The sequence below is a fragment of the uncultured Tenacibaculum sp. genome (genome assembly GCF_947502995.1).
Classification (GTDB): Bacteria; Bacteroidota; Bacteroidia; order Flavobacteriales; family Flavobacteriaceae; genus Polaribacter.
Window position 1 is genome coordinate 67472 of the sequence record NZ_CANNBW010000023.1, and the last position, 11489, is coordinate 78960.

Genomic DNA, 11489 nt, shown 5'->3' on the forward strand with positions numbered 1-11489 from the left:
ATCATTTATCGTTACTTACGTTTTTATTGTTATTCTCTTCATTATATGGCTTTGGCTTTTTTCCAAATAACGAAAAGTGAACAAAACGTTTAGGGTTTAATTTCATTTCCCTTAGCAACTCTTCCATTTCTTTTGTTGCATTAGTTAAATTATTATACAGCTTTTCATCTGACACTAATTTACCTAATGTTCCTTTACCATTTTTCATTCCGACAAGTAGTCCGTTCACATTATCAATGGTACTTTCAAGTTTTTTTACTGTATTACCAAGTTCAGCATTGGCTAAATCTTCAGTAATCTTTGACACATCCTCTGTAATTTTCTTAGTATTATCAAGAGTTACGTCAACTTTAACTTTATTATCTTCAAGAAGTTTATTTACAGAACGCATTGTTTTATTAAGATTATAAACAGTGCCTTCAAAACCTATGATACTTCTATTTAAACTTTGTCTTGCTTCTTTATTTAATGTTTGATTAATTCCCATAACTAGAGAATCAACATGCACTAAAACATTTTCTAATTTAGATTGAATTGGGTTGAATTTCTCTCCAACAGCTGAAAACAAATCAGATTTAATTTCCCCTATTAAATAATCACCAGACATAGCTTTATCTCCTTTATAATCTGGAATAATTGCTAAATTCTGTCCTCCCATTAGTCCAGCTGGATAAATTTTAGCAATACTATTTCTAGAGAATTCGAAACTATTTTGAAGAGAAAACCTTACTAATAAAGTTCCTTTTTTTTCTGGATCTGGATTGAATGTAATTTGATCTACTTTTCCTACCTGTAATCCATTAATAGTTACAATACTTGCTTCGCTTAAACCATTAATATTATCGTATTCTACGAAGAAATGGCGAGCGCTACCTTGAAAAATATCTTGTCTCTTTAAAAAATTATATCCCCAAATACCTAGAGCAATAATTAATAAAGAGATTATACCTGTTTTAAGTTCTTTTGACATAAGCAAAAATTACTACCGACGAAATTACTAATTATTTTTGGTAGAATAGAATAGATTTTTTCTAAATTACTGTTTTCTTAATGCTTCTTTCACAGAAATCTTGTTTCCATTTTCAAAAGCAACAATAAAACAATCTTTATGACCAGCCTTTCTTGCTGTAGCATGATTTTTCTTTACTTGCTTGAAACTCTTTGTACTTCCGAAGTAATATTTGTAGTATTCATCAATAACTAAAACCTCTACATCTTCAAGACCTCTAAAATTAAAGTTGTCATCAGTTAAATATTCTCTTGAAGCTGCTATTTGAACTTTAAATTCAATTACAGGAGGCACAACTTCTTTAACTGATTCTTGTTTGTCTAATGTTTTAGATTTTTCTGGAGATTTTTCTGGAGATTTTTCAGTTATTTTGTTTTCCTTTTTAACGACTGTTTTCTTAGGTTTATCTTGTGTTACTTTCACACTTACAGTTTTCTTCTTAGAATTTGCAGCTACTACAACAGGTAATTTCTTTTTTTTCGTAGGATTATCTTTAATTGTCTTTTTAGCTCCTTTAGTATATGTTTTTTCTCTTTCTACTGTATTCGTAATTTTTCCTGTAGTTTTTTTCTTTTGTGTTTTTACTTTCTGAGTAACTTCTTGTGTTTCTTCCCCTACACTATTAAGTTTGACTTGGTGTATATATTTTTCTATAGCATTTGATATAGATTTTGCCATTTTTGCTTGACCTACTTGAGAATTTAAAAAACGACCTTCTGCTTTGTTTGTTAAAAAACCTAATTCAATTAAAACACTTGGCATAACTGTTTCTCTAAGTACTAAAAAGTTATTTTGTTTTACACTTCTATCAAAACGTTTTGCGTTTGTAAAATTATTTTGAACTAACTGAGCAAAAGCCAAACTTTCATCTAAGTTTTCTTCTTGTTGAATTGATAAATTTATGACTGCTTCAGGAGAATCAGGATTATAGTCATAGTTTTGCTTATAGTTATCCTCTAATTTAATTACAGCATTTTCTCTTTTTGCTATCTCTAAATTTTGCCTATTTCCACTTAACCCTAAAACAAAAGTTCCAGCACCAAATGCTTTTGCACTTCTGTAAGAATCACAATGTATAGAAACAAATAAATCTGCTTTACTATCATTTGCAATCTTTGCTCTGTTATGTAACTCAACAAAAACATCTTTGTTTCTTGTATATATAACCTTAATATCTTTATTCTTTTTTTCTAAAGCTTTCCCTACTAGTAAGACAACTTTTAAAGCTATTTTAGATTCTTTATACCCGTTACCCAAGTTTCCTGGGTCCTTTCCTCCATGACCTGCATCTAGTACTACTGTATATTTCTTTTGTGAATATGAAGTAGTTACATTACTTGCGAAAAGCAGTAAAAAAAATATTATGTTTATATTAATATGATATTTGGTGAATTTTAAGAATTGCATCAATAAAATTTAACTATTTTTGGCTCCTGTTGTTTGGCATTCAAATATTGAGCCATACTTTTTATTAAACACAAAAATAGCATTTATCGAATTGAAAGCAAATTCATTGTACATACTTTTAATTTTATCATTTTTTTGTTTTAAAATTAGTTTTGCTCAAGAAATAGGAAAAGATAATATACCAGCCCAACCTGTAATTAAAAAAGACTCTGCTAAAGCACTAGTTAAGAGGTCTAATCTTATCAAAAAAGATACGGTTCCGCAAATTAAATCAGACTCAATTAAAAAGGATTCAATAATTAAACCTAAAGAGGTTATTGATTATATCATTACACATGATGCGGAGGACTACACCATTCAAAATGCAAAAAACAAAACTGTAACTCTTTATAATAATGCACACTTAGTTTATGGCGACATTGACTTAAAAGCTGGAAAAATTATTATCAATTATAAAAACAACACTGTTTATGCTACTGGGATTAAAGACAGTACAGGTTATGCCCAACGACCAGTTTTTAAACAAGGCGGTCAAGAATCTGAGCAAGATTCTATTTTGTTTAACTTCAAAACAAAGAAAGCATTAGTATATGGTGTAAAGACCGTACAAGGTGAAATTATAACCTATGGTGAAAAAACTAAAAAGGTAAATGATTCTACCATTTATATGAGTAAATTACGTTTTACTACTTCTAAAAAAGATAGACCAGATTATCATATTGCTACAAATAAAGCAAAATTAGTTCCTGGTAAAAAAATTATTGTTGGTGGTAGTAATTTAGTAATTGCTGATGTGCCTACACCTTTATATTTACCTTTTGCTTATTTCCCTTTAACTGATAAAAGATCTTCAGGTTTTATTATTCCATCTTGGGGAGAAAACAATCAACAAGGTTTCTTTTTACAAAATGGTGGATATTATTTTGCAATTAACGATTATTTCGATTTAGAACTTACTAGTGATATTTATTCCAATGGAAGTTGGGCTATGAATGCTAGTTCTAACTATAATTTACGATACAAATTCTCTGGAGGATTAAGCATTCGTTTTCAAAACTTAACAAATAGTATTAGAGGTTTTAGCGATTTTTCTAAAGCTACTAACTTTAATATTACTTGGAATCATCAGCAAGATCCAAAATCGAGTCCGAATTCTAATTTAAGAGCTCGAGTAAATGTTAGTAGTAGTAGTCAATTTTTTAGGCAATCGTTAAATCAAATTGATCAAAATCAAAACTTAAGAAACTCATTTGACTCCTCTATAAGTTACTACAAAAAATTTGTTGGAACTCCATTCAATATGAATGTAACATTAACTCATAGTCAAAATTCAAATAACAATATTGTAAACCTTACTTTACCTAGTTTACAAGTAAACATGGATCGTATTTATCCGTTTGCTGCAAATGGAGTTAAGAAAAATGCTTTACAAAAAATAGGAGTTAACTACACGTTACAAGGTCGTTATAGCATAAGTACAGAAGAAGATAATTTCTTTACATCAAAAATGTTTGAAGATGCAAGAGCTGGTGTTCAACACGAAGTAAGAGCAAATACGAATATTAAAGCTTTTAAATATTTTACATTATCACCTAACTTTAATTATACAGACGTTTGGAACTTTGCAACTATTAAAAAAAGATTTGATCCTGAAGTTGGTAGAGCTGTAAATGATACAATTAACGGTTTTAAACGTTTTAATAGATATAATTTTGGAGTTGGTTTAACCACTAATGTTTATGGTGACTTTAAATTTAAAGGAAAAATTAAAGCCATTCGTCATACGATTCGTCCGAGTGTATCTTGGAGTTATTCACCAAATTTCGCAGCTCAATTCCAAGAACGTGTAAGAGATGCTTCTGGAATTAGAACATATACTCCTTTTGATGATAATATTGGGATTTTTGGAGCTCCAAGTAGCGGTGTATCGAACTTATTAAGTTTTGCTTTAAACAATGTTATTGAAGCGAAAGTAAAACCTGGAGAAGATGATGATTCTGAAGAAGATAAAAAAATCACCATTTTAAACAACTTAAACTTCAATACAAGTTATAATATGGCTGCAGATAGTTTGCGATGGAGCAATGTAAATTTCTCTGCAGGAACTCAGCTTTTCAAAAATAAAATGTCTGTAAATTTAGCAGGTAGTTTAGATCCGTATCAGGTTACTTCCGAAGGTGTTAAAATTGATAAATTTAACGCATCATTATTCCGATTAAGCAATGCTACATTAACAGCAAACTATAGTTTTTCTAGTAGCGATTTTGACAAGAATAAGAAAGACGACAAGAATAAAAATAACAACCCGAATAATCCACCAGATGTATTCGGTATTAATGATAACCAGGCTATAAATGGATTTGCAACTCAGCAACCTTCTAGACCTGGAGAAGTAAAAGAAAAAACAGCTGATCTTTATCGCTCTAAAATTCCTTGGAATTTAAGTTTTGTTTATTCTGCAAACTATTCCAATAATGGATTTAACAGAGCTGGAATTCAAAATCATACAGTAGGATTTAATGGAAGTATCGACTTAACACCAAAATGGAAAGTAAACTTTAGATCTTCTTACGATATTTTAAACGGTGCTTTCTCTTACACTACTTTGAATTTCTCTAGAGATTTAGACAGTTGGCGTTTCAACTTTAACTGGGTTCCATTTGGAAACTTTACTTCGTATAACTTTTTTATTGGAGTTAAATCATCGATGTTAAGTGATTTAAAATGGGATAAGCGTCAACCACCAGATAGAAGATTGTTCTAATAACATAAATCAACTTTATTCTAATGAAAAAAATAATTAACACTAAAAATGCTCCTGCTCCGATAGGACCATATAATCAAGCAGTTTTAACTGGAAACACTTTATATACTTCAGGACAAATAGCAATTAATCCAGAAACTGGAGAATTAGTTTTAGACGATATTAAAACAGAAACTAAACAAGTTTTAGAAAACATGAAAGCTGTTTTAACTGAAGCAGGAATGACATTTGAAGATGTAGTTAAAACTTCAATTTTTATTTCTGATATGAATAATTTTTCAGCAATAAACGAAGTATACGCTTCTTACTTTAATGAAGACACAGCACCAGCTAGAGAAACAGTTGAAGTCGCTAATCTTCCTAAATTTGTTAATGTAGAAATTAGTATGATTGCAATTAAATCATAATTTTTTCTCCCCCGATGTTAACTTTTTAAGTTTGTGTTACACTAACGAATAGGAACATATAATTTAACATAAAATGAAAACATCACTATTAAGATTACTAATTGTACCTGTTTTAATTATTTCATGCTCTAACAATGCTGATTTAGAAACTTTACAAGAAGAAAATCTAACAACTAGCGAAAAAACTATCTTTAAAAGAGGTGAAGAAGAACCAAATAAAGACAACACCTACTATGAAGAAGATTTGTACATTTTTTATTTAGAAAATACAATAGCTAGACAAAACATTACAAAAGAAGAATTATTATTAAAAATTGAGGAAGGTGAAGAAGAATTAATTGAAGAATTAGAAGCACTTCAAAAAAGTATTGAAGCCAACGAAAAAGCTTTAAAGTTTTTCAGAATTCGTCCGAGAGTACCGAGTTTACCTCCACCACCTTTACCTTGCCCTAAAAAAATAACAAGCTGCAGATTACCATTAAATAGATACAACTTTATCTTATTAAATAAAGATATTAAAGAGTTTTCTGTTCAAATTAAAACTGAAGAAGGAGAAATTATCAGTGATAACAAAGAGCTATTCCCTGCTGAAAATTTTGAAGGATTACCGGCTGTTCAGCTAAATAAAAAAGATTTTTCCGGTAATGTTGTATTAAGCATTACTAAATTTTCTCCAGTACATGAAAGAATGATTTCTTATGAAATTAATGCTATCATAGATTAATAAATTACTTTATTCTTTAAATAATTAGTAGTTTAGCTACATACCAAATTGGATTATGAGAGCTAAACTACTTTTTTTATTCCTCCTACTCTATTTTTTTTCTGAAGCACAAAACGATTCTATAAACACCATTAAATTCGAGAAGTATACCAATCAAGCTTATCAGCATATGTATACCAATCAAGATAGTGCGTATTATTATTTTAATAAAGCTTTAGCACTAAGTGAAGAACAAAAATGGTATTATAATAAAGCCAGTATTTTATCTTATATTATTTATGTAAGTGATTATCATTATAACTTACCTGTATTGAAAAATAATTTGAATAGTTTAGAAACGCTGTTAGAAAAAAAGAAAGATTCTATAAATACAGCAGACTACGATGAATTATTACCACTTTTTCAATTAAATAAAGGAAATTATTATTTTAAACTAGAAGATTACAAACGAGCGAAACCTCTTTTTTTAAAGCTGTACAATACTTTAAAATCTAAAACCGATTCTAAAGAAAACATTACAAACTTAAATAGTATTTATTCTTTTCTAACCAGTATTTATACGAGTGAAGGAAAATATAATTCAGCAATTAATTTTCACGATAAAGCTGTTTTAATTCAAGATAAGTATTCCGATTATTTTGATGATATTGAATCAAATAGAATGCTTTTTAAAGGTTACATGGCTAAAATTTACAACTCGCAAAAACAATATGAAAAAGGAGTTGAATTATTAGAGGAAACCGTTGCTTTTTACAAACAAAGAAATTATAAGAATTCACTCATAACATCATATCAAGCATTAATTAACTGTTATACTTTATCGAACAATACAGAAAAAGCACTTCAACTTCTATCAAATTCAGAAAAGATATACAGAGAAAACGATCCTTTTTATAAGATTTTACTAGAATTATACGGAGATGTTTATGCAAAAAAAGGAGATTACTCTAAGGCCATTAGTTATTATGAAAGATCTTTAGTTTTATTTAAAACTTATCGTAATCATGAAAGGCATATTGATATTGCTTTAATTGAGAAAAAAATTGCACAAGCTCTTTATGATTCTAAGTATTTTGAAAAAGCTTTAATTCATGTTAACACAGCTATAGAGAATTTATCATTACTCTCTAAAAAATCAGAAAAAGTTACAGTTAGCAAATTACTAACTAACGATAAAACCATTGATGCATTACATTTAAAATCTAAAATACTAACCAAACTATATACTTTAAATAATGATATAAAGTATTTAAAACAAGCTTTACAAACAAGCTCACTTACTATAGATGTTTTAGATGCAATAAAACCTACTTTAGAAAACAAAAATGACAAACAATTTTTAATTAATAATGTTTATCCAATTTTTGAAACCGCTCTAAATGAATGCTTTTTATTATTCAACGAAACAAAAGATAATTCTCTTCTACGTAAAGCTTTTTATATATTGGAAAAGAGTAAATCTACTCAATTATTAGAAGTTTTAAATCTTACCAAAGCTGTAAAATTTAATAACATTCCGCAACAGTTGATAGATAAAGAACAGCAGTTATTAGATGATATTTCGAAAATAGAAACTGATATTTACACTTCTGAGGCTTCTTCTGAAAAACAAAAAGAATTAATCACAGCAAGGGAAATATACAATTCATTTCTTGATTCTATTAAAATTACACAACCCAAATACCACAATTTAAAATATAATTATGACGTTATTTCTTTAGAAAATGTAAAACAAAAAATATCTAAAAATGATGGAAGCCTCTCTTTTCTTTATGGCAAAAATCATATTTACCAATTAGTAATTACAGAAAACAACATCGAATTACTTCGATTTGAGAGCACAAATAGTTTTAAAGAAAAACTGATAGATTTCTACCAAACAGTTTCTAATTTTAAAAGTGAATACGATAACCAAAAAGCTTATCAACTTTTTAACACACTAATCCCTGAAGTATTAAAAAACAAAAAAAACATTACTGTTTTACCTGATGGTTTTTTACATTATATACCTTTTGAAGCATTATCTATTTCTTCATCTAAGACTAAATACGCAATAAAATCGTTCGCTATTAGTTATGGAAATTCTTTCACTTTATTAGATCAAATGAATCAAATAAAATATGATGATATACAAAAGAAAAAGATTCTAGCAGTTGCTCCTGAGTTTTACAATACAAAAAACACAAATGAAAGAGCAGATTTTAGTCCTTTAATTTTCAACAAAAAAGAAGTCCAAAATATTGCTAATTACTTTAAAACAGATACTGTTATTGGTAAAAAAGCTACATTAAAGAATATTGAAAAAGATCTAGCTTACTATCAGGTTTTACATTTTGCTACTCATGCTTCCGCTAATGATGAATACCCTGATTTTTCTTATTTAGCTTTCACTCCTACCAAAAATGAAAGTAATTTATGGTACATTAAAGATATTTACAACACAAAACTTAATGCTGATTTAGTTGCTTTAAGTGCTTGTCAAACAGGAATAGGAAAATTAGAAAATGGAGAAGGTAGTATCAGCTTAGCCAGAGCTTTCACATATGCAGGAGCAAAATCTCTAGTAAAAAGCTTATGGAAAGTGAATGATAAATCTTCTGCTGAGATTATGAGTTCTTTTTACAATAAATTAAATGATGGTAAAAATAAAAAACAAGCCTTACAATTCGCTAAAAAAGATTATTTAGAAAAGAGTATTAAAGAATTAAAACATCCTTTCTTTTGGGCTGGTTTTGTTATTAATGGTAATACAGAACCAATTTCCAATTCTTATAATTTCTATTGGATTCTATATATAGTTTTACCATTACTACTTCTAGTTTTAGCAAGAAAAAAGTTATTTCATTTTTTTAAGTAATAATTCTACTTCTTGTTTCTTAAACTTATGAGATCCTATTGCAATTTGTTGTAAATATTTTTTTGATTCAACTGTTTTATTCAATGCTAAGTAAGATAATGCAATATACCATTGGGCTTGTACTTTGTATTTAGAATTTAATTGCAAGTATTTCAAGAGAATTGATTGGCCTTTTTCATATTGATCTGAAGCCAATAAAGAGATTCCTAAATAAAGTAATAAATCCGATTCTTGAGTTTCTTCATAAGCATTTGATAACATAAAAACCGCAACATTAAACTCTTTGTTTTCATAAGCTAAAAAAGCTTCTTTTTTTAAATTATCTTCATCTTCTCCTCTATTCATAACATAAATCACATTATCAAAAGTTGTAAAATATGAAGCATATAATCTTTTATGGTCTGTTTTATTGAAATTAAAAAGTTCAGAGGAATTAACTATAGCGAATAGTAATGTTATAGAAGCTATAAGTTTTAGATAAAAAAAGTTTGTTTTTTCTTTATAAAAATGTGTATTCTCAATTTCTTGTAAGTATTTTTTTAAACTTCTTCTTTCTAAAATTTCTAAAGATACTTTAACATCTTTTTGAAATTTAAATTCTCTGGCAAATTCATTATCTGTTATTAATAATTCATTAAAAATTGTTTCTTCTTTTGTTGATAACATATTTTGAAAATATTTATCAATCAGGGAGGACTTATTCATTTATACTAAATTTAAAAGACTCTAGATAAAACATAAATTCTTTCATCTAGAAACTTGACTTACTCTATATCAAATCATTATTCTAAATATTTAATGTTTTAAAAGAGAAAAAGTAAACAGATTCGTCTAATTTCTTTTCTAATTCATCTTTTTTCAAAAAAATTTCCCAAAAATGTTTACCTCTAAAATTTTCATTCACTAAGTAGTGTAAAACAACAAATAACAAGATGAAAAATTTAACATTTACTATTTTATTTATGATCGTTTCAACAGCAATGTTTTCACAAACAAAAGTTGGACTTCAAGCTGCTTATGGAACAAATTCAGAAATTGGAATCGGAGCTAAAGCTTCATTTAGAATTTCAGATAAATTTCGTGCTTCACCTTCTTTCAATTATTTCTTTGGAGAAAGTGTTCAGGGAGCAAGTTCTTCTGTTATTGGTATCAATGCAGATGCTCACTATATTTTATCTGATAAAGATGGACTTTCGTTTTATCCTTTAGCTGGTTTAAACTTAACTCGATCTAGTGCTACTGTTTTAGGTATTAGTGCTTCTGTAACTGAAATCGGGTTTAATGTTGGTGGTGGATTAAACTACGATTTATCTTCTTCTTTAACAGGTGTATTTGAAACTAAATACATTTTGAGTGCCTTTGACCAAGCTGTATTCAGTGTTGGACTATTATATAACTTCTAAAAACAGAAACATTTTAAAATATAAAAACATGAAAAATTTAAGAAATCTAATCGTAATTTTAGGGCTAATCGTTTTATCTGCTTGTAGTGATAGCGATGAAAAAATTATAGAGGAATTTGAAGACAAAGAGTTATCTGAAGTAATGGATAGTTTTCAAACCAAAGTTTCAGAAATAGAAATTCCTACAGCATTAAGTAATAACTCAGACTCTAATGCACAAACTACAGCTACATATTTTAATGTTGTAAAAAGCTATGGACTTATATTTTCTGCTTTCTTTAATGTTCCTGAAAATGCTACATCTCAAAGATTAAATTTAGCAGGAAGAAATAGCGCCACTGGAAATACACAAACTTACACTTGGTCTGATGGCACTTCTACAATTAATTATACTGTTACAGAATTAGTAGATCGCTTCACATTTGCTTATGAAATTCAGAGTCCAAGTTATTCAGGTAAAGTAATGGACGGATATAGTTTAAAAGACGAAAGTAGAGCTGAATTAAACATGTATGATAGTTCTACTGGCGGAAGTGTACTTTCTTTAAAATGGACTTTTATAAATAACACTGCAACATTAGATGTTAAAAGCAGTGATGGAAGTCAGTTCATTTTAACTGCTAATCCTGATAATTCTGGTAACCTTGAAATTTACGAAAACAACAGTCTTAGTGTTAAATGTACTTGGACTGCTACTGGTAATGGTACTTTAATCAATTACGAAACAGGAGAAACATTTACATGGTAAAAGCCCATTTATTTTCATATTAATTATTTAATTAAAAAAGGCTCATTTAATATACAAATGAGTCTTATTCCCTCTTTTTTATAATGTAATTCCTTGAGTCGTCCTAAAATAGGTTGACAGTTTTAAAAAGTATTATTTAAACCAGAGAAGCTAGCTTCTCTGGTTTTTTG

Annotated in this window: 9 protein-coding genes; 6 read left to right on the forward strand and 3 right to left on the reverse strand. The window is 28.3% G+C overall.

The window, feature by feature from the left end:
* Position 1: 1 nt before the first annotated feature.
* Positions 2-970 (reverse strand): MlaD family protein, encoded by a 969-nt coding sequence (locus tag Q1A46_RS17450; RefSeq protein ID WP_299681903.1) that lies wholly within the window; start codon positions 968-970, stop codon positions 2-4.
* Between the two features lie 66 nt (positions 971-1036).
* A complete protein-coding gene (locus tag Q1A46_RS17455) occupies positions 1037-2416 on the reverse strand; it encodes an N-acetylmuramoyl-L-alanine amidase (protein ID WP_299681907.1) in 1380 nt (459 codons plus the stop codon).
* Positions 2417-2435: 19 nt separating this feature from the next.
* On the opposite strand from Q1A46_RS17455, the gene Q1A46_RS17460 reads away from it, so the two are divergent.
* The 4 genes from Q1A46_RS17460 (at position 2436) to Q1A46_RS17475 (ending at position 9168) form a co-directional block, all read left to right on the forward strand.
* On the forward strand, positions 2436-5180 hold the full coding sequence (locus tag Q1A46_RS17460) for a putative LPS assembly protein LptD (protein WP_299681910.1): 2745 nt from the start codon (positions 2436-2438) through the stop codon (positions 5178-5180).
* Positions 5181-5203: 23 nt separating this feature from the next.
* Complete coding sequence (locus Q1A46_RS17465) at positions 5204-5587, forward strand: RidA family protein (protein WP_299681914.1); 384 nt, start codon at positions 5204-5206, stop codon at positions 5585-5587.
* Positions 5588-5660: 73 nt separating this feature from the next.
* Positions 5661-6311, forward strand: coding sequence for a hypothetical protein (locus Q1A46_RS17470; protein ID WP_299681917.1), 651 nt, complete (start codon positions 5661-5663; stop codon positions 6309-6311).
* Positions 6312-6366: 55 nt separating this feature from the next.
* Positions 6367-9168 (forward strand): CHAT domain-containing tetratricopeptide repeat protein, encoded by a 2802-nt coding sequence (locus tag Q1A46_RS17475; protein ID WP_299681920.1) that lies wholly within the window; start codon positions 6367-6369, stop codon positions 9166-9168.
* Here Q1A46_RS17475 and Q1A46_RS17480 read toward each other — a convergent pair.
* Positions 9148-9873: a hypothetical protein gene (locus tag Q1A46_RS17480; RefSeq protein WP_299681925.1), complete on the reverse strand. Its 726-nt coding sequence runs from the start codon at positions 9871-9873 to the stop codon at positions 9148-9150. The genes Q1A46_RS17475 and Q1A46_RS17480 overlap by 21 nt on opposite strands.
* Before the next feature lie 227 nt (positions 9874-10100).
* Between Q1A46_RS17480 and Q1A46_RS17485 the strand changes: the two genes are divergently transcribed.
* Complete coding sequence (locus Q1A46_RS17485) at positions 10101-10571, forward strand: outer membrane beta-barrel protein (protein ID WP_299681928.1); 471 nt, start codon at positions 10101-10103, stop codon at positions 10569-10571.
* A gap of 28 nt (positions 10572-10599) precedes the next feature.
* Complete coding sequence (locus Q1A46_RS17490) at positions 10600-11319, forward strand: hypothetical protein (RefSeq protein ID WP_299681931.1); 720 nt, start codon at positions 10600-10602, stop codon at positions 11317-11319.
* The last annotated feature ends 170 nt before the right edge of the window (positions 11320-11489 follow it).

What these genes read in the sequence shown, in the direction of transcription:
- Q1A46_RS17475 (WP_299681920.1), top strand. Translation starts at nt 6,367, where the DNA reads ATGAGAGCTAAACTACTTTTTTTATTCCTCCTACTCTATTTTTTTTCT.
- Q1A46_RS17490 (WP_299681931.1), top strand. Translation starts at nt 10,600, where the DNA reads ATGAAAAATTTAAGAAATCTAATCGTAATTTTAGGGCTAATCGTTTTA.
- Q1A46_RS17485 (WP_299681928.1), top strand. Translation starts at nt 10,101, where the DNA reads ATGAAAAATTTAACATTTACTATTTTATTTATGATCGTTTCAACAGCA.
- Q1A46_RS17455 (WP_299681907.1), bottom strand. Translation starts at nt 2,416, where the DNA reads ATGCAATTCTTAAAATTCACCAAATATCATATTAATATAAACATAATA.
- Q1A46_RS17480 (WP_299681925.1), bottom strand. Translation starts at nt 9,873, where the DNA reads ATGAATAAGTCCTCCCTGATTGATAAATATTTTCAAAATATGTTATCA.
- Q1A46_RS17465 (WP_299681914.1), top strand. Translation starts at nt 5,204, where the DNA reads ATGAAAAAAATAATTAACACTAAAAATGCTCCTGCTCCGATAGGACCA.
- Q1A46_RS17470 (WP_299681917.1), top strand. Translation starts at nt 5,661, where the DNA reads ATGAAAACATCACTATTAAGATTACTAATTGTACCTGTTTTAATTATT.
- Q1A46_RS17450 (WP_299681903.1), bottom strand. Translation starts at nt 970, where the DNA reads ATGTCAAAAGAACTTAAAACAGGTATAATCTCTTTATTAATTATTGCT.